The sequence below is a fragment of the Belnapia sp. AC561 genome, from assembly GCF_979252845.1.
Map to the genome: position 1 here is coordinate 146893 of NZ_CEEDBP010000003.1, position 21338 is coordinate 168230.

Consider the following 21338-nt stretch of genomic DNA (forward strand, 5'->3'; position numbering starts at 1 on the left):
GGCACCTGGATAGTATCGTTATCGATATGTCCATTGCCCGGGTCGCCACCTTCGCCTTCGCCGGTATCGAGGCCATGCCGGTCGAGGTGCAGGTCCAGCTCGCCCCCGGCATGCCCGCCTTCCTCGTCGTCGGCCTGCCCGACAAGGCGGTGGGCGAGAGCCGGGAACGGGTGCGCGCCGCGCTCGTCGGCCTGGGCCTCTCGCTGCCGCCGAAGCGGGTGCTGGTGAACCTGGCGCCGGCCGATATCGCCAAGGAGGGCTCGCATTTCGACCTGCCCATCGCGCTGGCCGTCCTGGCGGCGATGGACGTGCTGCCGCGGGAGGAGATCGCCGGCTATGCCGCGCTCGGCGAGCTTTCGCTCGACGGCAGCATCAACCCGGTCGCCGGCGTGCTGCCCGCGGCGCTGGGCGCTTCGGCGCGCGACCTCGGGCTGATCTGCCCGGCGGCGCAGGGCGGCGAGGCGGCCTGGGCCGGCCGCGTGGAGGTGCTGGCCGCGCCCGACCTGCTGGCGCTGATGAACCACTTCCGCGGCACCCAGGTGCTGACCCCGCCGGAGCCGCCGCCGCCCGACGCCCCCGGCCCGCGCGGCCCCTGCCTTTCGGAAGTGAAGGGCCAGGAGAGCGCCAAGCGCGCGCTGGAGGTCGCCGCCGCCGGCGGCCACAACCTGCTCTTCACCGGCCCGCCCGGCGCCGGCAAGTCGATGCTCGCCGCCCGCCTGCCCGGCCTGCTGCCGGACCTCTCCCCGGCCGAGGCGCTGGAGGTCAGCATGGTGCATTCCGTCGCCGGGCTGCTGCGCGGCGGCCGCCTCGTGGTCCGCCCGCCCTTCCGCGACCCGCACCACTCGGCCAGCCAGGCGGCGCTGATCGGCGGCGGCGGCCGCGCCAAGCCGGGCGAGATCAGCCTCGCCCACCACGGCGTGCTCTTCCTCGACGAATGGCCGGAGTTCCCGCGGGCGGCGCTGGAGGCGCTGCGCCAGCCGATGGAGACCGGCCGCACCACCATCAGCCGGGCCAATGCCCATGTCACCTACCCCGCCCGCTTCCAGCTCATCGCGGCGATGAACCCCTGCCGCTGCGGCTATCTCGGCGACGCACCACGCGAATGCGGCCGCGCCCCCCGCTGCGGCGAGGACTACCAGATGCGCCTCTCCGGCCCGCTGCTGGACCGCATGGACCTGGCGATCGAGGTCACCCCCGTCCCCGCCAGCGAGCTCGCCCGGGCGCCTGCCGGCGAGGCCAGCGCGGTGGTCGCCGCCCGCATCCAGGCCGCCCGCCTGCGCCAGCGCGCCCGCTACGGCGCCGATGGCCCGCGCTGCAACGCCGCCGCCGAGGGCGCCGTGCTGGAACGCAGCCTGGCCGCCGACCAGCCGGCCCGGCTGCTGGCCGAACAGGCGGCGGAACGGCTGCGGCTCTCGGCCCGCGGCTATACCCGCACGCTCCGCGTCGCCCGCACCATTGCCGACCTCGCCGGCAGCGCCCAGGTCCAGCGCAGCCATGTGGCGGAGGCGCTGGCCTTCCGCCATCGCGGCGCCACCCGCACGCCGGCCCTCCCCGCCGGATAGGTTCCCGTCGGGACAGGCTGCCGCTAGAACAGCCGTCCCGCCGGAAGGAGCATCATGGCCCGCCTTATCCTGCTGCTCCTCTGCTGCCTCGCCTTGCCGGGGCCGCTACGGGCACAAGCGCAGCGCCAGATGGTCGCCGCCGCGCATCCCATGGCCGGCGAGGCCGGGCTCGCCATGCTGCGCGCCGGCGGCACCGCCCTCGACGCCGCCGTCGCCGCACAGGCCATGCTGGCCCTGGTCGAGCCGCAATCCTCCGGCCTCGGCGGCGGCGCGCTGATGCTGCACTGGGATGCCACGGCGCGCCGCCTCGCCGCCTGGGACGGGCGGGAGACCGCGCCCGCCGCGGCGCCGCCCACGCTCTTCCTCAAGGACGGCCAGCCGATGGGCTTCCTCGAGGCCGTGGTCGGCGGCCGCGCCGTCGGCGTGCCCGGCGCCATCCGCATGCTGGAAGCGGCCCATCGCCGCCACGGCAAGCTGCCCTGGGCGCAGCTCTTCGCCCCCGCCATCACGGCCGCGGAGGAAGGCTTCATCGTCTCCCCCCGCCTTGCCGCGCTGGTCGTGCTGGAAGCCGACCGCCTGCGCCGCGACCCGCAGGCCCGGGCCTATTTCCTGCCCGACAACAAGCCGGTGGCCGAGGGTGCCCGGCTGCGCAACCCGATGCTCGCCGCGACCCTCCGCGCCATCGCCGAACAGGGCGCCGATGCGCTGCACCGCGGCCCCATCGCCGCCGAGATCGCCGGCGCCGTGCGCGGCCATGCCAACCCAGGCCTGCTGACGACGGACGACCTCGCCGGCTATGCGCCGGTGGAGCGCGAGGCGGTCTGCGGCCCCTATCGCGGCTTCACCGTCTGCGGCATGCCGCCGCCGAGCTCCGGCGGCGTCGCGGTGCTGCAGATCCTCGGCGTGCTGGCGCATCAGGACATGGTGCTCGACCCGCGTAGCGCGGATGCGGCGCATCTCCTCGCCGAGGCCGGGCGCATCGCCTTCGCCGACCGCAACCGCTACCTGGCCGATGCCGACCACGTCGCCGTGCCCGTCCGCGGCCTGCTGGACCCCAACTACCTGCTGCTGCGCGCCCAGCTGCTGGACCGTGACCGCGCCATCGCCGCGCCGCGTCCCGGCAACCCGCCCTGGCAGGGCGGCGCACCGCTCGCCTCCCAGCCGCCGCAGCCGGAACACGGCACCAGCCATCTCTCGATCGTCGATGCCGCCGGCAATGCCGTCGCGCTGACCACCACCATCGAGGATGTCTTCGGCGCCCGCATCATGGTGCGCGGCTTCCTGCTGAACAACGAGCTGACGGATTTCTCCTTCGTGCCGGAGGTGGACGGCCGCCCCGTCGCCAACCGCGTCGGCCCGGCGAAGCGGCCGCGCTCCTCCATGTCGCCGACCATCGTCTTCGGCCCGGACGGGCAGCCGGTGGTGGTGGTCGGCTCCTCCGGCGGGTCGCGCATCATCGGCCACGTCGCGCAATCCCTGGTCGCCATGCTGGACTGGGGCATGGACCCACAGGCCGCCGTCTCCCTGCCCCGCATCGGCGCGCTGAATGCGCAGGTGGAACTGGAAGCCGGCACCGCTGCCGCCGCCCTGGCCCCGGCCCTCGAGGCGCGGGGATTCCCGGTGGAGGTGCGGGTGATGAACTCCGGCCTGCAGGCCATCCGCATCCTGCGCGGGACGGAGGGCATGCGGCTGCTCGGCGGCGCCGATCCCCGGCGGGAGGGAACTGCGTTGGGAGACTGAAACCATCCTGCCGCTGCCGCGTCCTGCGAACACACCGACCCAAGGACCGAGACGATGCGCCTCCCCGCCCTGCTGCTGGCCTCCGCGCTGGCGATCCCCGCCCTGACCTCCGCCCCGACCACCGCCCAGGCGCAGGAAACCAAGGAGATCGGCCACGTCAACACGGCGCTGACCAATCTCGGCCTGACCCGCAGCCATCGCGTCGTCATCGAGCGCTTCGACGACCCGGAGGTGAAGGGCGTCTCCTGCTACATCAGCCAGGCCCGCACCGGCGGCGTCTCCGGCATGGTGGGCCTCGCCGAGGACCCGGCCCGCTTCGGCCTCTCCTGCTCCGTCACCGGCCCGGTCGTGGTCGATGCCAAGGCCAATCGCGGCGAGCGCGGCGAGAATGTCTACGAGAGCAACACCAGCCTGTTCTTCAAGGAGACCCGCGTGGTCCGCTTCCTCGACGAGGAACGCGGCGTCGTCATCTACATGGCCTGGAGCACCAAGCTGGTCGACGGCTCGCCCTACAACGCCGTCGCCGTCGTGCCTATCCGCTGACCCCTATCCGGTAACCAGCGGCCGCTGGTCCATGGTGACGAAGGCCGCGCCGTCGCGGCCTTCCTCGACCGCATGGCAGGCGGCCACGGTTTCGGGCGTGCCGCGGGCCGGGATCAGCGCCGGACGTTCCGCCTTGCAGCGGTCGTTGGCCAGCGGGCAGCGCGGATGGAAGGGGCAGCCGGAGGGCGGGCTGATCGGGCTCGGCACCTCCCCGCCCACCGGGATGCGCTGCCGCCCGGTCATGTCGAGGTCGGGGATCGCCTCCATCAGCGCCCGCGTATAGGGATGCCGCGGCGCCTCGAACAGCGTCTCCGCCGGGGCGAGTTCGACCAGCCGGCCGAGGTACATCACCCCGATCCGGTCGCTGATCTGCCGCACCACCGCCAAGTTGTGGCTGATGAACAGGTAGGTCAGCCCCAGCCGCCGCTGCAGGTCCTTCATCAGGTTCAGGATCTGCGCCTGCACCGAGACGTCGAGCGCGCTGGTCGGCTCGTCGCAGACCAGGAACTCCGGGTTCGACGACAGCGCGCGGGCGATCGAGATGCGCTGCCGCTGCCCACCGCTGAACTCATGCGGGAATTTCTCGCCGTCCAGCGGGGATAGCCCCACCTGGGTCAGCAGCTCGCCGACCCGCCGCTGCTGCGCCGCGCCGCCGTCGATCAGCCCGAAGGCACGGATCGGCTCGGCGATGATGTCGCGCACCCGCCAGCGCGGATTGAGCGAGGCATAGGGATCCTGGAAGATCATCTGCATGCGCCGGCGCTGCTCGGCCATGGCGCGGGCTTTCTCCAGGTCGGTGCCCTCGAACAGCACCCGGCCGCGCGTCGGGCGGTACAGCCCGACCACCAGCCGCGCCACGGTCGACTTGCCGCAGCCGCTCTCGCCGACCAGCGACAGCGTGGTGCCCTTCGGGATCCTGAAGGAGACGCCGTCGACCGCCTTCAGGGTCCGCCGGCCTTCGCCGGCCAGCACCCGCTGCAGCCAGGGGCGGGAGACATCGAAGAAGCGCGCGAGATCATCGGCCTTGAGCATCGGAGTCTCGCCGGGCATCGCCGGCGCCACCACGTCAGCCATGCTGCATCGCCTCCGGCGCACGCTTCTCGGATGCCGGGTCATAGAGCCAGCAGGCGGCCCGGGTCGCCCCCGCCGGAAGCAGGTCCGGCCGTTCCACCCTGCAGCGGCCGAAGACCTCCGGGCAGCGCGGGTTGAAGGCGCAGCCGGGCGGGATGGCGGAAAGCCGCGGCATCGCCCCGTCGATCTGCGCCAGGGTCTCGACCCGCCGGTCGAGCGGCGGGATGGAGGCCATGAGCCCCACCGAATAGGGATGCTTGGGGTGCTTCACCACCTCCCGCACCGGGCCGATCTCGGCGATGCGGCCGGCATACATTACCGCCACGCGGTCGGCGGTTTCGGCGATCACGCCCATGTCGTGGGTGACCAGCATCATCGAGGTCCCCTTGTCCCGCGCCAGCCCCTTCAGCAGCGCGATCACCTGCGCCTGGATGGAGACGTCGAGCGCCGTGGTCGGCTCATCCGCCACGATCAGCTTCGGCTCGGCACACAATGCCAGCGCGATCACCACGCGCTGCCGCATGCCGCCCGAGAATTCATGCGGGTAGCTGTCCACCCGCTGCGCCGCCGCCGGGATGCCGACCATCTCCAGCCAGCCGATGGCGCGCTTGCGGGCCTCGGCATCGTTGAGGCCCAGATGGGTCTGGATCGTCTCCACCAGCTGCCGGCCGACGGTATAGAGCGGGTTCAGCGTGGTCAGCGGGTCCTGGAAGATCGCGCCGATCTCCCGCCCGCGGATGCGCCGCATCTGCTCATAGCCCAGGTTGTCGATACGCTTGCCGTTCAGCAGCACCTGCCCGGCCGCGATCCGCCCCGGCGGCTCCAGCAGGCCGATGATGGCGGCGCCGGTCATGGACTTGCCGGCGCCGGATTCGCCCACCACGCCCAGCACCTCGCCCGGCACGATCTCGAAGGAGACGTCGTCGAGCGCGGTGAGGGTGCCGCGCCGCGTCGGGAATTCGACGCGGAGGTTGCAGACTTGGAGGATGGGGACCATCAGCGCAGCCTCGGGTTCAGCGCATCGCGCAGCCAGTCGCCCAGCAGGTTCACCGAGAGGACCATGGCGATCAGTGCGACGCCGGGGAAGATGGTGATCCACCACTCGCCGGAGAACAGGAAGTCGTTGCCGCTCCTGATCAGCGTGCCGAGCGAGGGCTCGGTTGGCGGCACGCCGACGCCGAGGAAGGACAGCGTCGCCTCCGCCAGGATGGCGAAGCCGAGGTTCAGCGTGGCGATGACCAGCACCGGCCCCAGCACGTTCGGCAGCACATGGGTCAGCATGATCCGCAGCTTGCTGAGCCCGATGACGCGCGCCGCCAGCACGTATTCCTTGTTGCGCTCGACCAGGGTGGAGCCACGCACGGTGCGGGCGAACTGTGGCCAGGCGCTGATGCCGATGGCGAAGATGACGACGAAGAGCGCGATGCGGTCATGCACCTCCCGCGGGACCGCCGCCCGCACCACGCCATCGACCAGCAGGGCGATCAAAATGGAGGGGAAGGTCAGCTGGATATCGGCGATCCGCATCAGCAGCCCATCCACCGTGCCGCCGATATAGCCGGCCAGCAGCCCGACCGCGACGCCGACCACGGTCGAGAAGACCACCGCGCAGACGCCGACCAGCAGCGAGACGCGGGCGCCGTACATGATGGCCGAGAGCACGTCCCGACCCTGGTCGTCGGTGCCGAGCGGATAGGTCGCATCGCCCTCCGGCGTCCAGGCCGGCGGCTTGAAGGCATCCGAGAGGTTCAGCGTCGCCAGGTCGAAGGGATTATGCGGCGCCAGCAGCGGCGCCAGCACCGCGCCGAGGATGCAGATGAGCGCCACCACCGCCGAGACGACGGTGACGGGCGAGCGCTTGAAGGACCACCAGAGGTCGCTGTCGAGCATGCGTGCGAGGGCCGCCATCGGCTCAGGCCCCCTTCGCCGCGGCGCGGTCGACCCGCAGCCGCGGATCGACCAGGTAATACAACAGGTCCACCACCAGGTTGATGACGACGAAGACCAGCGCGATGAGCAACAGATAGGCCGCCATCACCGGAATATCGGCCGCACCGACCGACTGGATAAACAGCAGCCCCATCCCCGGCCATTGGAAGACCGTTTCCGTCACGATGGCGAAGGCGATGATGCCGCCGAGCTGCAGCCCGGCGATGGTGATGACCGGCACCAGCGTATTCTTCAGCGCATGGCCGAAATGCACCGCGCGGTTCGGCAGCCCGCGGGCGCGGGCGAATTTGATGTAGTCGGTCCGCAGCACCTCCAGCATCTCCGCCCGCACCAGCCGCATGATGAGCGTCAACTGGAACAGCCCGAGAGTGATCGAGGGCAGGATCAGCGCCTTCAGCCCGGAGACCGTGAGAAACCCCGTGCTCCACCAGCCGAGCTGCACCACGTCGCCGCGCCCGAAGCTTGGCAGCCAGCCGAGCCAGACGGAGAAGACCAGGATGAGCAGGATGCCGATGAGGAAGGTCGGCAGCGAGACGCCGACCAGGCTGAAGGTCAGGAAGAAGCGGCTGAGCCAGGAGTTGCGGTAGAGCCCGGTATAGACCCCCATCGGCACGCCGACGCACATGGCGATCACCGCCGCGCAGAGGGCCAGTTCCAGCGTTGCCGGCGCCCGCTCGGCGATCAGCTCCGCCACCGGCCGCGACAGCCGGTAGGACAGGCCGAACTCGCCCTGCGCCGCATTCCCCACAAATTTGGCGAATTGCACGAAGAAGGGCTGGTCCAGGCCGAGGCTGGCGATCAGCGCCTGGCGCTGCGCCTCGGTGAAGTCCTGGCCGAGCATGATGGAGACGGGATCGCCGACATAGGCGAACATGGCGAAGCTGATCAGCGCCACCACCGCCATCACCGGGATGGCCTGCAGGATGCGCGAGATGATGAAGGCGAACAACGGAGCCTCTCAGTTCACCACGGCCCAGCGGAAATAGGGCTGGTTGTTGGCCATGTGGGGGATGGTGATGTTGGACCGCATCGCCCAGGGGATCATCTGGTGGTGCAGCGGGATATGCGGCACGTCCTCACGATAGAGACGCAGCGCCTCGCGGATGGTGGCCTGCCGCGTCTCGCCGGTCTCGACCTTCATGCGCTGGATCAGCGCATCCATCGCCGGGTTGGAATAGCGGCCGTAGTTCCAGATGCCGTCCCCTTGCGCGCCGTTCCGCGTCGCCAGCAGCGACTGAAAGGAATAGAGCGCATCGAGCGTCGGCACGCCCCAGCCGAGCAGGTAGATGCTGGTGTCGTCGCGCTGGATCTGGGCGAAGAAGGGCGCCAGCGGCTGCGACTTCAGCGTGGTCCGCACCCCGATCCGAGACCACATGGCGGCGATGTTCTGGCAGATCTGCTCGTCGTTGATGTAGCGGTTGTTCGGGCAATCGAGCGTCACCGCGAAGCCCTGGGGATAGCCGGCCTCGGCCAGCAGCGCCCGGGCGCGGGCCACGTCGAAGGGCAGCCGGACATCCTCCTCCTTCGCATAGCCGTTGACCTGCTCGGGGAAGAGCGTGCCGGTGACCACGCTCTGGCCGCGCATGGTGGTGCGATGGATCGCCTGGATGTCGATCGCCTGATACAGCGCCCGGCGCACCCGGATGTCCTTGAAGGGGTTGGTTCCCTTCACGTCCGAATACAGCAGCTCGTCGCGCGACAGGTCCATGGCGAGGAAGATGCTGCGCACCTCCGGCCCCTCGAGCACCTTCACGCCCGGCGCCGCGCGCAGCCGGCCGAGGTCCTGCAGCGGCGGGTCCAGCACGAAATCCACCTCGCCCGAGAGCAGCGCCGCGACCCGCGTCGCATCCGAGGCGATCGGCCGGTAGACGATCTCGGTGACGTTGCCGCCATTGCCCTCGACCGCCCAGCCCCACCAGCCGGCGTTGCGCGCCAGCACGGTCCGCACGTCGGGCTCGCGGCTCGCCAGCCGGAAGGCGCCGGTGCCGTTGGTGTTGCGGGTGGTGAAGAGCTCCTCCCGCGCCCGGGTGTTCTGCGGCCGGGCGGCGTTGTTCCGCTCGGACCAGGATTTCGACATCATGAAGACGCTGGCCAGCTTGTTCGGCAGGATCGGGTCCGGCGCCTTGGTATGGATATCGACGGTCAGCCGGTCGATGACCTCGACCCGTTCGATGGTATCGACATAGATGCCGAAATTGCTGGTCGGCTGCAGTGCCCGCTGCAGGGAGAAGGCGACATCCTCGGCGCCGAAGGCCTCGCCCTCGTGGAAGGTCACGCCATCCCGCAGGGTGAAGCGCCAGCGGGCGGGCTCGGCCTGGACCCAGGCGGTGGCGAGGCCGGGGGCCAGCGACAGGTCGCGCTCCCGCTTGATGAGGGGGTCATAGATCTGCTGCAGCACCATCGTCACGGTGCCGACATTCTGGCTGTGCGGATCCATGGTACTCGGGTCGCCGCTCGCGGCCCAGCGCAGGCTGCGGGCTTCCGCCGCACCCGCACAGATCAACCCCATGGCCAGAACGAGGGCCAGGCCCCGCGCCTTCATCCGCATCCCATGTCTCCCGCCTCTGCCCGGTTTCCGGGTCATCCGAGCGCTATAGGGCCTGGCCCCGGCGAGCGGAAGTCGTCAGCGCCCCGGTTCCACCGGCTTCGCCTCGTCCTTCGCCCAATCGTTGAGCAACGAATAGCCGACCGCCAGCAGCACCGGCCCAAGGAACAGCCCCAGGAAGCCGAAGGCGAAGACCCCGCCCAGCGCGCCCAGCAGGGTCAGCAGCAGCGGCAGGTCCGCCCCGCGCGAGATCAGCCAGGGCCGGATGACATTGTCCGCGCTGCTGATCCCGAAGGCGCCATAGAGCCCGAGGAAGATCGCCCAGCCGGTCTGGTCCTGGCTGAACAGCCAGAGCGTCGCCGGAATCCAGACCAGCGGCGCCCCGACCGGCATGATCGAGATGACCCCGGCAATGACGCCGAGCAGCACCGGCCGCGGCACCCCCGCAAGCCACAGCCCGAAGGTCGTCATGATCCCCTGCACCACCGCGGTGCCGAGCAGCCCATAGACCACGCCCCGGGTCACGTCCCCGGTCAGCGCCACCAGGTGCCGGGTGCGGTCGCCCGCCAGCCGCTCCAGCGCCGCCTCCACCCGGCGGGCGATCGCCGGCCCGTCCCGATACAGGAAGAAGGCGAGGAAGATCGCCACCAGCACCTCCGCCAGGCCCGAGAGCACCGCCAGCAGCACCGCCAGGGCATTCTGCGCCAGGGTCCCGGCATAGGGGCTGAGCAGGTCGGTGAGGCCGGAGAAGCCGAAATCCACCCCCTCCAGATGCTCGGCGAAATAGCCGCCGACCAGCGGCAGCTTGCCGAGCCAATCGCCGAGCCCCGGCATGCCCTGGGTCAGGAAGGCCTCGACCGTGCCGCGCAGCCCCTCGATATCCTCCCGCCGGGTCGGCGTGGCGAAGACCAGCGGCAGGCCGATCAGCAGGAATTCCGCCAGCACCATGACGCCGGCGGCCCAGCCGGGGGAAAGCCCGGTTCGCTCCCGCAGCACCCGGTAGGCGGGCCAGGTGGAGAAGACCAGGATCGCCGCCCAGAGCAGCGCCGAGAGAAAGGGCCGCAGCACCAGCAGGCAGGCGACGGTCAGCACCAGCACGGCGATCAGCCCTAGCACCCGGGCCGGGTTGAAGCCCTCGGCGAGGGTCGGACGATGCCGCGGGGCGGGGCTGGGCGGAAGCGAGTCGGGCGGGGGCAGATCGGACATGCGGCTCCCGTATCATCAGCCTTGCCGCGACGCACGCCTTCCATCCCCAGTAGCCACCATGACGGCCGCTGGGTAGCTTGCGCTCCAACCAACCCCCGGGGGGACCATGCCGCGCTTCGCCGCCAATATCTCGATGATGTACACCGAGGTGCCCTTCCTCGACCGTTTCGCCCGGGCGCGCGCCTCCGGCTTCCAGGCGGTCGAATTCCTCTTCCCCTATGAATTCCCCGCGGCCGAGATCGCCACCCGGCTGAAGGACAACGGCCTCAGCCAGGTGCTGTTCAATGCCCCGCCGGGCGACTGGGCGAAGGGCGAGCGCGGCCAGGCCGCCCTGCCCGGCCGCCAGGCCGAGTTCCGCGAGGGGGTGAGGAAGGCGCTCGACTATGCCGCCGCCCTCGCCTGCCCGCGGCTGCACCTGATGGCCGGCCTCGCCCCCGCCGGCGTGCCGCGCGACACCCTGCTCTCGACCTATGCGGCGAACCTCGCCTGGGCTGCCGAGGAATGCGCCAAGGTGGGCGTGAAGCCGGTGATCGAGCCGATCAACCACCGCGACATCCCGGGCTTCTTCCTCAACACGATGGCCGAGGGCGCGGCCATCATCGAGGCCATCGGGCCGGACAAGCTCGGCCTGCAGTTCGACCTCTACCACTGCCAGATCACCGAGGGCGACATCGTCAAGCGGGTGGAGAAGCACCTGCCGATCATCGCCCACATGCAGGTCGCCGATAATCCGGGCCGCAACGAACCGGGCACCGGCGAGGTCAACTGGCCCTTCGTCTTCAAGGCCATCGATGCGCTCGGCTTCCAGGGCTGGATCGGCTGCGAGTACCGCCCCGCCGGCGAGACCGAAGCCGGCCTCGGCTGGTTCGCGCCGTACAAGTAACGCGCCAAGGCGCCCCTGATTTCGACATTCCAGAAGGACTCATCCACATGAAAATCGGCTTCATCGGCCTCGGCATCATGGGCAAGCCCATGGCGCTGCACCTCAAGACCGCCGGCCACGAGATCGTCGTGCCGGAGCGGAAGAGCCTCGATACCGAATCGCGCGGCGCCTTCACCGTCGCCGCCGATGCGACCGCGGTCGCCGCCGCGGCCGAGGTCGTCATCATCATGGTGCCCGACACCCCCGACGTGGAGGCCGTGCTCTTCGGCGCCGGCGGCGTCGCCGCCGGGCTCTCGGCCGGCAAGCTGGTCATCGACATGTCCTCGATCAGCCCGACCGCGACCAAGGAATTCGCGGCGAAGGTCGCGGCCCGCGGCGCCGACTACCTCGATGCCCCGGTCTCCGGCGGCGAGGTCGGCGCCAAGCAGGCGAGCCTCACCATCATGGTCGGCGGCTACGAGGCCGCCTTCGAGCGCGCGAAGCCGCTGTTCGAGAAGATGGGCAAGAACATCACCCTGGTCGGCGAGACCGGCGCCGGGCAGACCTGCAAGGTCGCCAACCAGATCATCGTTGCGCTCACCATCGAGGCGGTGGGCGAGGCCCTGGTCTTCGCCAGCAAGGCCGGCGCCGACCCGGCCAAGGTGCGCCAGGCGCTGATGGGCGGCCTCGCCACCTCCCGCATCCTGGAACTGCATGGGGAGCGCATGATCAAGCGGACATTCAACCCCGGCTTCCGCATCGCCCTGCACCAGAAGGACTTGAACCTGGCCCTGACCTCGGCCAAGGAACTGGGCGTGGCCCTGCCGAATACTGCCTCGACCCAGCAGCTCTTCTCCGCCTGCGTCGCCGCCGGCGGCGGCCAACTCGACCATTCCGGCCTGGTCAAGGCGCTGGAGACCATGGCGGCGCATCCGGTCGCCCCCGACCAGGGCTGAGGCCCATCGCCGGGGAAGGCCAAGCGCTTTTCCCGGATTCCACACGCATTCCGCGCATGAATCTCCGCAGGCACACCATCGGCGCTTGCGACATGTCCGGACATGTCGCAATGGTTCCAAGCGCTTGATTTTGCGACGTGCCAAGGGCATGGTTTTTGGCGTGCCGCCAGAGGCATGAGATATCTTCTCAAAAACCTAACCTTTGTCAGGTCCAATCGGCGGGCCGGAAAAGCCGGCGTTGAGAAGGATCGGAGGCGATCATGCGGTTTGCGGATATCGGGCAGCAGTTGCGGGCTTACCGCCTCGAATCGGGCCTCAGGGCCGAGGAGATCGCCGCGCGGCTCGGCGTATCCCGCGCCGCCCTGTACCGTTACGAAAAAGGTGAGGTCATCAAGCTGGACACGATCCGGCGGCTGGCTGAACTGCTGAAGATCTCGCCGCTCTCGCTGCTCGGAATCGGCGTCGAATACTTCTCCCGCCCGATCGCCTTCCAGGAACGGCTCCGCCAGGTCGAGGAACAGGCCGACCAGATCCTGATGGTCGGCGGCGCGCTCTGCTACCAGGTTTCGACCGATGCCTTCGAGGGCGCGCTGGCCGAGGCCTGGACCGAAGCCGCCGATGCCGCGCCGGACCGCGTCCCCGCCCGGGCCATGGCGGACCAGGCGCTCGGCCTGCTCACCGCCCGCAAGAAGGTCCATCAGCAGCGCAAGCCGAACATCATCGGCATCCTCTCGGAAGCCGCGCTCCGCCGCTTCCTGCAGGATGGCGTCGCCGCCGGCATCACCCTGCCGGAGCGCAGCCGCAGCCGGTGCCGCGCCGCCGCCGTGGCGGAAGCCGAGAGCATCGCCACCCTGATGGAAAGCGTGCCGATCGGCCTGCAGCTCGGCCTCAGCAACGGCCCGGATCCCTCCGGCGCCTTCATCGTGCTGCGCGGGCGGGACCGCGCCCATGTGGTCGGCAGCCCCTTCCCGCCGGATGCGCAGCCGACCGCGGGCCTGGGCGTCGCCATGATCACCGCGGCGGATGAGGCCATCGCCGTCCACCAGCGCGTCGCCGAGGCGGCCTGGCGGGATGCACTGAAGGGCGCCGCCGCCGCCGCGAAGGTGCGGGAGCTGATCCGCACCGCCCGCGCCGACTAGAGGCGTCCTACTGGAGGCTCAGGCGCGCCTCCATCACCTCCTCCTCCTCGGCCGAACGCTTCAGGGTGAAGCCGAGGCCGCGGACGAAAGCCAGCATCGGCCGGTTGTCGGCCAGCACATGGCCGGCCACCTCCTGCACCCCGACGCCGCGGCCCCATTCGAACAGCCGCTCCATCAGGTGGCGGCCGACGCCCTGGCCCTTCATCGCCTGCTCCACCACCACCGCGAATTCCGCCGCCGGCGCGCCCGGATCGCGGATCAGCCGGGCGACGCCGACCGTTTCCTCGGCGCCCGCCGCGGTCCGCCGCGTGGCGATGAAGGCCATCTCCCGGTCGTAGTCGATCTGCGTCAGCCGGGCGACCAGCGCCGGCGACATCTCCTTCAGCGGGGAGAAGAAGCGCCGCCGCACATCCTCCGGGTCCAGCCGATGGAAGGCCTCGGCATGCGCCGCGGCATCCTCGGGACGGATCGGCCGGATGGTCAGCACCTCCCCCGCGCGGGTGCGGAAGGGCCGGGCCAGCTCCGCCGGATAGGGCGGGATGGACAGCTCGGACTGCTCCCCCGCCGGGCGCAGCACCAGCGCCGCATCCACCGCCAGCACCCCTTGGGCATCGGCGAAGAGCGGGTTGATCGTCACCGCCGCGATTTCGGGAAAATCCACCGCGAGCTGGGAGAGCCGCACCAGCGCCTCCGCCACCGCGCCTCGGTTGGCCGGCCGGTGGTCGCGGAAGCCGGCCATCAGCCGGGCGGTGCGCGAGCGGCCGATGAGCTGCCCGGCCAGCGCCAGGTTCAGCGGCGGCAGGTCATAGGCCTCGTCCGCGCTCAGGTCCGCCGCGGTGCCGCCCTGGCCGAAGCCGATCCAGGGGCCGAACATCGCATCCTCGCCGAGCCGCAGCCGCAGCTCCAGCGCCCGCGCCGCCTGGCGCTGCACCAAAAGCCCGTCGATCCGTGCCTCCGGCCGGCCGGCGCGGACCCGGCGCAGCAGGACCTCCGCCGCCTCCCGCACCGCCGCGGCGCTGCCGAGGCCCAGCACCACGGCGCCGATGTCGCTCTTGTGCTGGATGTCGGGGCTGAGGACCTTCAGCACCACGGGAAAGCCCAGCATGGCGGCGGCATCGGCCGCCTCGGCCGGGCCGGCGGCACGGCGGCCGGGCACCGTCGGGATGCCATAGGCGGCGAGCACCGCCAGCGCCTCCTCCTCGGTCAGCGCCAGCCGGCCGGCGGCGCGCGCCGCCTCGAGCAGCCGGCGCACCGCGGCGCGGTCGGGCGCCAGCTCCAGAACCTCGCGGCTCGGCAGCTCGGCGGCGGCGGCGCGGTTGCGGCGATCGGCCGCGAGGTGGAGGGCGCCGCGCACCGCGCCCTCCGGCGTGGCGAATACGGCCAGCCCGGCCTCGGCCATGGCGCGGCGCTGGCGGCCGGCGGTCTGCTGCCCGGCCCAGCCGACCAGGATGGGGGCGGCGCGGCCGGCGCCGGCCCGGCCGGCCGCGATCATCGCCGCGGCGGCGGCCTCGGCGGCATCGGCCTGCACCTCGCCGGGTGCGGGGGCATGCAGCGCCAGCACCACATCCACCTCCGGCAGGCTGGCCAGCATGGCGGCGGCCTCGGCCAGCCGCGCCCCGGCATCGGGGCCGAGCGAAAGCGGATTGCCCGGCCACTGCCCCCGCCCCTCCCCCAAGCCTTCTCCCCTTGGCATCAGCAGGCCGAAGGCGGTCAGCGACTCCGGGCGCAGCGCCGCCAGTTGCCCGCCGCCGGCGATGACCGCATCGGCGGCGAGGTGGCCGAGGCCGATGCCGTTGCTGACGATGCCGATCCGGGTCGGCGGCAGGGCCCCGCCGGGCGGCGTCGCCACCGGCCGCAGCCGCACCCGCGCCAGGGTCTCGGCGGCGGAAAGCAGGTCCTCGAGCCCTGAGACCCGCAGCACGCCGGCCCGGCGCAGCGCCGCATCCATCACCGCCTCGGTGCGGCCGGAGGGGTCGGTGATGCGGCTGCCGGCGCGGATCGCCAGCACCGGCCGGGTCCGCGCCGTGGCCCGGGCGGCGGAGACGAATTGCCGGCGGTTGCGGACCCGCCGCAGGTCCAGCAGCACCGCGCCGGTCCCGGCATCCCGCGCCAGCCAGTCGAGCGAGGCGGCGAAGCCGAGCGTCGCATTGCCGCCGATGCCGATGACATGGCTGAAGCCGAGCTGCTCCGCCGCCGCCCAGTCCAGCACCACCCGGGCCAGCGCCGCGGATTGCGTCACCAGCGCCAGCCGCCCCGGGCTCGGGGCGATGTGGGAGAGCGTGGCGTTCAGCCCGATCGCCGGGATGGCGAGGCCGAAGCTGCCCTGGCCCAGGGCGCGGACCCCGGTGCGGGCGGAGACTGCCGCAAGGCCCGGGGCCGGGCCGGGGACGATGGCGGCGAAGCAGCCGCGCCGGGCCAGCGCCGCCATCGCCGGCTCCAGCGCCGCCGGCGGTAGGCAGAGCACGGCGAGGTCCGGGGCTTCCGGCAGGGCCGCGATCTCGGCCGCAGGGAGCAGGCCGGGTACCTCCATGCCGATGACGAAGCCGCGGCCCTTGAAGCCACCGGCCGCGATATTGGCGGCGAGGATGGCCGATTCGGGCTGCGCCGGGTCGGCGACCAGCACCAAGCTGCGCGGCCTGAACAGGGCGCGGGCCTGGTAACCGGGGGTGAGGCTGCGCGGGATCATCTCTGGCATGGCGCAGTGCAGCATGGGCCCGCCGCGGGGACCCGGCAACCATGGCCCCTTGCCGCGGCCGCGGCGGCGTTTTCCAGTGGCGCGGCAACAGGCGCGGAGCGGCGGCGATGGACCCTCGGATGGACCCGGAGATGGCGGATTTCAACCGGATGATGGAGGAGCGCGCCGCCGCCCTGCCGCCGATCCGGCTCGAGCTGCCCTTCGATACCCCGCGCGCCCTGACCGAGGCGCTGAACGTGCCGCTCAGCGAGGGCGGCCCGGTCCTGGCCGAGAGCGGCGACCGCTGGCTGCCGGTGCGCGGGCGGCGGATCCAGTGCCGGGTGCACCGGCCCGCCGGGCCGGGGCCGCATCCGGTGCTGCTCTATCTCCATGGCGGCGGCTGGGTCTGGAACAGCATCGACACGCATGACCGGCTGATGCGCGAATATGCCGCCGCCGCCGGCTGCGCCGTGGTCGGCCCCGACTATGCCCTGAGCCCCGAGGCGGTCTTCCCCCAGGCGCTGGAGGAATGCGAGGCGGTGCTGCGCTGCATCGCCGCCGAGGGCCCGACGGGGGGTGCCGCCTGGGGGCTGGATCCGGCGCGGATCGTGGTCGGCGGCGATTCGGCCGGGGCCAATCTCGCGGCCGGGCTGGCGCTGTCGCTGCGGGACGGGCCGGCGCCGATCCCCTTGCGCGGCCTGCTGCTGAACTACGGCGTCTTCGACAGCCGGCTGGATACGCCGAGCTACCGCGAATTCGCCACCGGCTATGGGCTGACCGAGGAGAAGATGCGCTTCTACTGGGAGGCCTATGCGCCGCGCCCGGCCGACCGGCTGAACCCGCTGGCGGCGCCCCTGCGGGCCGACCTGGCGGGCCTGCCGCCCTGCCTGCTGCATATCGCCGAGCTGGACGTGCTGGCGCAGGAGAACCACGCCATGGATGCCCGGCTGCGCGCCGCCGGCGTCGCGGTGGAGACCGCGCATTTTCCCGGCACGGTGCATGGCTTCCTGCGGGCGGTCGGCCGGGTGGCGGCGGCGGACCGGTCGGTGGCGGAAGCGGCCGCCTGGCTCAGGGCGCGCTTCGGCTGAGGGCACGCTCCATCGGCAGGGCGCCCGGACCGTAGCTGGCCAGCGCCGGGCCGGGCGGCCACGCGGCGGGGCGGAAGCCGAGGCGGGCCCAGTAGTCCGCCTTGCCCGGCAGGGCGAGCAGGCCGGCGCGGCCGAGGCCCAGGGCCGTGGCATCGGCCAGCAGCGCCGCGACCACCGCCGCGGCCTGGCCGGTGCCGCGGGCCTCCGGATGCAGGGCGATGTCGTGCAGGTGCAGGCGATCCGGCGCGGCCGGCAGGATGCCCAGCACCGTGTCGAGCGGTGGCGGGGCCTGCCCGGCCCAGGGATGGGCGATGGCATAGCCGAGGCCCGGCAGCATCCGGCAGAAGCCCGGCGCGAGGGCCAGCCGGTCGGCGAAGACGGCGGGGGATTCCGGATAGCCGGGGTGCAGCCGATCGGCGAGAGCGAGGACGTCGGGCAGGTCCGCTGCGGTCATCGGGCGCCAGGGCATGGCCCTGGATAGCCCGGATCGCGCCGATCAATTCGGCTCAAAGCTGCTCAATTCGCCTAAATTCCGTAAAATTCCCCTCAATTCCATAAAATTCGGCTCAATTCCGAACCAGAATTTTACAGTAACCCATTGTTATTGTTCCATTCTGCCGCCGAAAACATTCGCCGGGCGACGGATCGGCCATAGGGACGGCGCCGATAAAGGAATATTATCCTTTTCCACACCGATCCGCAAGCCTCACCCGCCCCGCCGGGCTAGTCCCCGGCCAGCGCCCGCTTCGCCACCTCGGCCAGGAAGCCGCTGGCCACCGGCAGGATGGCGTCGTTGAAGTCATAGGCCGGGTTGTGCAGTTCGCAGCCGCCATCCCCCGGGCCATTGCCGATCCAGACGAAGGCGCCCGGGACCTCCTTCAGGAAGAAGGAGAAATCCTCGCCGGTCATGGCCGGCAGCATGTCCCGCCGGACCTGGGTCACGGCGGCGGCGGCGACCGCCGCGGCCTCGCGCTCGGCCGGGTGGTTCACCGTGGGGGCGACGCCGACCTTGAAGACCACCTCGGCCTCCAGCCCAAAGGTCGCGGCGATGCCGGCGGCGATGCGGCGCATGGCGGTCTCAATCGCCTCGCCGGTCTCGTCGGTCAGCCAGCGGGCGGTGCCCTTCAGGGTGGCGCGGGCGGCGACCTGGTTCTGCGCCTCGCCGGCCTCGGCGACGGTCACGCTGACGACGGCCGCCTGCATCGGGTCGATGTTGCGGCCGACGATGGACTGCAACGCGACGATGCAGTGGCCGGCGCCGATCATCGGGTCCCGGGTCAGGTGCGGCAGGGCGGCATGGCCGGCATGGCCCTCGAAGATGATCTCGAAGCGGGCGCCGGCGGCCATGACGGCGCTCTCGTGCACGGCGATGGTGCCGGCGGCGAGGCCGGGCCAGTTGTGCCAGCCGAAGATCCGCTCCATCGGGAAGCGCTGGAACAGCCCGTCGGCGATCATGGAGCGGGCACCGCCGCCGCCCTCCTCGGCCGGCTGGAAGACCAGCTGCACGGTGCCGGTCCAGCTCTCGTCGGCCACCAGCAGCGCGGCGGCGCCGAGCAGCGCGGTGGTATGGCCGTCGTGGCCGCAGGCATGCATCACGCCGGGGATGGTGGAGCGGTGCGGCAGCAGGGCGTTCAGCTCCTGGATCGGCAGCGCATCCATGTCGCCGCGCAGCCCGACGGAGCGGTTGGAAGCACCTCCCTTAGCGCGGCGGATGGTGCCGACCACGCCATGGCCGCCGACGCCCTCGGTGACCTCGACCCCCATGGCGCGGAGCTTCTCCGCGACGAAGGCGGCGGTCTGGCCCTCATGCAGGGTCAGGCCCGGGTTGGCGTGCAGGTGGCGGCGCCACCCGGTGAGGGTCTCGGCAAGGGCTTGGTCCATGTTCCTAGTCTAGGCTGCTTTGGCGCCAGGTGAAGCCACGGCCCCGTGGTTTCTTCGCCAAAGGCTCACGACAAAGCGAGGCGGACGATGCAGAGCGCGCTTCGATGCCGCCGGCATTCATGGCAGAGACAGGCATCGGCCCGTCGCACCTGGCCCCCGAGGTCCCGCTCACGCAACGGATGGACCAAAGGAAACCCTTCGCTCAGGAAACCGCTTCATCTTCGTGCATCCTTCCCTTCGCCCCCTGCTGGTCCTCCTCGCCCCGCTTCTCGTGGTGGGCGCCCTTCGCGCCCAGGAACCGCCGCCACCGGATGAAGCGACCCTGCCCTACAAGGTGGAGATCGTCCCGAGCGGCGATTCCCGCCTGGATGCGGCGCTCGGCGCGGTCTCCCAGCTCAGGGCGCTGCAGGACAGCGCGCCGACCAGCCCCGGCGGCGTGCTGGGCCGGGCCGAGGGCGACCGGGAGCGGCTGCAGCAGGCGCTGCGCTCGGAGGGCTATTGGGCCGGCGTCGCGCGGATCGTGGTGGACGGGCTGCCGCTGGGCGACCCGGCGCTGCCGGCCAAGCTCGAGGGAACGCCCCGTACCGGACCCAACGGGGGGCCGAACGCCGAACCGGTGCCGGTGCGGATCACGGTGGAGCCGGGCCAGCCCTATCGCGTCTCCAGCATCGCCGTGCGCGGGACCACACCGGCCGAGCAGCCGGCGGTGGATGCGGCGGTAGCCAAGCCCTTCGGCATCGCCCCCGGCGACGTGGCCCGGGCGGAGCCGGTGCTGGCGGCGGAGCGGATCCTGCTCGACCGGCTGCTGGAGGCCGGCCATCCGCTGGCGGTGCAGGCCGGGCGGGAGACGACGGTCGACCACGGCGCCAAGACCATGGAGATCTCCTGGCGGCTGGCGCCGGGGCCGGAAGCCACCTTCGCCCCGCCGGTGGTCGAGGGTGCGACCCAGGTGGACCCGGACTTCCTGCGCCGCCAGGCCGGGCGGATCGCCGGCGAACCCTATAGCCCGGCCACGCTGGAGAAGGCGCGGCAGCAAATGATGGCGCTCGGCCCCTTCGGCTCGGTCCGGGCGCGGGCGGCGGAGCGGCTGGATGCCGAGGGCCGGCTGCCCACCACCTTCACGGTCGCCGAACGGGCTCGCCATGCGGTCGGCGTCACCGCCGCCTACGAGACGAATTACGGCCCGACGGTGAAGGTCTACTGGGAGCACCGCAACCTCTTCGGCGGCGCCGAGCGGCTGCGGATCGAGGGCGAGGTCGCCCGCATCGGCACCGGCGGCGCGCTGGACCAGATGACCTACCGCACCGGCGCCACCTACCGCAGCCCCGGCATCTTCGGCCGCGACCTGACCCTGGTGGCCAGCATCGGCGCCCTGCGGGAGCGGCTGGAGGCCTATGACCGGGATGCCGCGACCGCCTCGGTCTTCCTGGAACGCCGGGTGACCGAGCAGCTCACGGTCCGGGCTGGGCCGACCGCCGAATTCGGCAGCATCGGCCCGCCGGACGGCAAGCTCTCGCCCTACCAGATCGTCGGCGTGCTGTTCGGGGCGCGCTACGACGGCACCGACAGCCTGCTGGACCCGTCCAAGGGCTGGCGCGGCGAGGGCACCATCCAGCCCTCCTACAGCCTCCGCGACAATGCGCCCTTCGTGCCGCTGCGGCTGACCGGCAGCACCTACTGGGACGTGCGGGGCGACCGCCGCAGCATCCTGGCGGTGCGCGGCAGCTTCGGCTCCCTGCTCGGCGCCGGGCGGGCCGACGTGCCGCGGCACCTGCGCTACTATGCCGGCGGCGGCGGCTCGGTGCGCGGCTTCGACTACCAGTCGATCGGGCCGCGGGACGAGCGCAACAAGCCCAATGGCGGCGCCAGCGTGGTCGAGGGCAGCGTCGAGTGGCGGCAGCGGGTCTATGGCGACTTCGGCGCCGTGGCCTTCGTCGATGCCGGCGCGGTCAGCAATGCCTCGGTGCCGGATACCTCCAACCTCCGGGTCGGTGCCGGCCTGGGCCTGCGCTACTACACCGCCATCGGCCCGGTGCGGGCGGATGTGGCGCTGCCGGTGGTGCGGCAGCCGGGGTCCTCGGGCTACGGGCTCTACGTCGGCATCGGCCAGGCGTTCTGAGC

Annotated in this window: 17 protein-coding genes; 8 read left to right on the forward strand and 9 right to left on the reverse strand. The window is 71.8% G+C overall.

All coding sequences use genetic code 11. The features are described from left to right. The first annotated feature begins 26 nt into the window (after positions 1–26). From AC0IW9_RS03815 to AC0IW9_RS03825, 3 genes are read left to right on the forward strand one after another with little or no spacing between them, the layout of a single operon-like run. Positions 27–1562 carry a YifB family Mg chelatase-like AAA ATPase gene (locus AC0IW9_RS03815; RefSeq protein WP_471646876.1) on the forward strand — a complete coding sequence of 512 codons (1536 nt, stop codon included), beginning with the start codon at positions 27–29 and terminating at the stop codon, positions 1560–1562. Between the two features lie 54 nt (positions 1563–1616). Continuing rightward, complete coding sequence (ggt, locus tag AC0IW9_RS03820) at positions 1617–3302, forward strand: gamma-glutamyltransferase (RefSeq protein ID WP_471646877.1); 1686 nt, start codon at positions 1617–1619, stop codon at positions 3300–3302. Between the two features lie 54 nt (positions 3303–3356). Further along, the gene (locus tag AC0IW9_RS03825) at positions 3357–3845 is read left to right on the forward strand and encodes a CreA family protein (RefSeq protein ID WP_471646878.1); all 489 of its coding nucleotides are present in this window, start codon (positions 3357–3359) and stop codon (positions 3843–3845) included. Between the two features lie 3 nt (positions 3846–3848). Here AC0IW9_RS03825 and AC0IW9_RS03830 read toward each other — a convergent pair whose 3' ends face one another. From AC0IW9_RS03830 to AC0IW9_RS03855, 6 genes are all read right to left on the reverse strand, one after another. Then, positions 3849–4919 carry an ABC transporter ATP-binding protein gene (locus AC0IW9_RS03830; RefSeq protein ID WP_471646879.1) on the reverse strand — a complete coding sequence of 357 codons (1071 nt, stop codon included), beginning with the start codon at positions 4917–4919 and terminating at the stop codon, positions 3849–3851. Then, positions 4912–5913, reverse strand: coding sequence for an ABC transporter ATP-binding protein (locus AC0IW9_RS03835; protein WP_471646880.1), 1002 nt, complete (start codon positions 5911–5913; stop codon positions 4912–4914). Before AC0IW9_RS03835 ends, AC0IW9_RS03830 begins: the two co-directional genes overlap by 8 nt. Continuing rightward, on the reverse strand, positions 5913–6824 hold the full coding sequence (locus tag AC0IW9_RS03840; protein WP_471646881.1) for an ABC transporter permease: 912 nt from the start codon (positions 6822–6824) through the stop codon (positions 5913–5915). The genes AC0IW9_RS03835 and AC0IW9_RS03840 overlap by 1 nt, the downstream gene beginning before the upstream one ends. A 4-nt stretch (positions 6825–6828) precedes the next feature. Continuing rightward, positions 6829–7815: an ABC transporter permease gene (locus tag AC0IW9_RS03845; RefSeq protein ID WP_471646882.1), complete on the reverse strand. Its 987-nt coding sequence runs from the start codon at positions 7813–7815 to the stop codon at positions 6829–6831. 9 nt (positions 7816–7824) lie between these two features. Beyond that, entirely contained in the window at positions 7825–9414 is a 1590-nt protein-coding gene (locus AC0IW9_RS03850) for an ABC transporter substrate-binding protein (RefSeq protein ID WP_471646883.1), read from the reverse strand. Between the two features lie 75 nt (positions 9415–9489). Continuing rightward, positions 9490–10617, reverse strand: coding sequence for an AI-2E family transporter (locus tag AC0IW9_RS03855; RefSeq protein WP_471646884.1), 1128 nt, complete (start codon positions 10615–10617; stop codon positions 9490–9492). Between the two features lie 106 nt (positions 10618–10723). On the opposite strand from AC0IW9_RS03855, the gene otnI reads away from it, so the two are divergent. The 3 genes from otnI (at position 10724) to AC0IW9_RS03870 (ending at position 13574) form a co-directional block, all read left to right on the forward strand. Continuing rightward, on the forward strand, positions 10724–11500 hold the full coding sequence (gene otnI / locus AC0IW9_RS03860; protein WP_471646885.1) for a 2-oxo-tetronate isomerase: 777 nt from the start codon (positions 10724–10726) through the stop codon (positions 11498–11500). A 47-nt stretch (positions 11501–11547) separates the two neighbouring features. Next, complete coding sequence (locus AC0IW9_RS03865; RefSeq protein ID WP_471646886.1) at positions 11548–12435, forward strand: 2-hydroxy-3-oxopropionate reductase; 888 nt, start codon at positions 11548–11550, stop codon at positions 12433–12435. Between the two features lie 260 nt (positions 12436–12695). Next, positions 12696–13574, forward strand: coding sequence for a helix-turn-helix domain-containing protein (locus AC0IW9_RS03870; protein WP_471646887.1), 879 nt, complete (start codon positions 12696–12698; stop codon positions 13572–13574). A 7-nt stretch (positions 13575–13581) separates the two neighbouring features. Here AC0IW9_RS03870 and AC0IW9_RS03875 read toward each other — a convergent pair whose 3' ends face one another. Beyond that, positions 13582–16269, reverse strand: a complete 2688-nt coding sequence (locus tag AC0IW9_RS03875; protein WP_471646888.1) for a bifunctional acetate--CoA ligase family protein/GNAT family N-acetyltransferase — start codon at positions 16267–16269, stop codon at positions 13582–13584. A gap of 107 nt (positions 16270–16376) precedes the next feature. On the opposite strand from AC0IW9_RS03875, the gene AC0IW9_RS03880 reads away from it, so the two are divergent. Beyond that, positions 16377–17336, forward strand: coding sequence for an alpha/beta hydrolase (locus AC0IW9_RS03880; RefSeq protein ID WP_471646889.1), 960 nt, complete (start codon positions 16377–16379; stop codon positions 17334–17336). On the opposite strand, the gene AC0IW9_RS03885 is transcribed toward AC0IW9_RS03880, so the two are convergent. Both AC0IW9_RS03885 and AC0IW9_RS03890 read right to left on the reverse strand, forming a co-directional pair. Continuing rightward, positions 17317–17805 (reverse strand): GNAT family N-acetyltransferase, encoded by a 489-nt coding sequence (locus AC0IW9_RS03885; protein WP_471646890.1) that lies wholly within the window; start codon positions 17803–17805, stop codon positions 17317–17319. The genes AC0IW9_RS03880 and AC0IW9_RS03885 overlap by 20 nt on opposite strands. Before the next feature lie 254 nt (positions 17806–18059). Beyond that, positions 18060–19217: an amidohydrolase gene (locus AC0IW9_RS03890; protein ID WP_471646891.1), complete on the reverse strand. Its 1158-nt coding sequence runs from the start codon at positions 19215–19217 to the stop codon at positions 18060–18062. Between the two features lie 223 nt (positions 19218–19440). On the opposite strand from AC0IW9_RS03890, the gene AC0IW9_RS03895 reads away from it, so the two are divergent. Continuing rightward, a complete protein-coding gene (locus AC0IW9_RS03895; RefSeq protein WP_471646892.1) occupies positions 19441–21336 on the forward strand; it encodes an autotransporter assembly complex protein TamA in 1896 nt (631 codons plus the stop codon). Positions 21337–21338 lie beyond the last annotated feature (2 nt).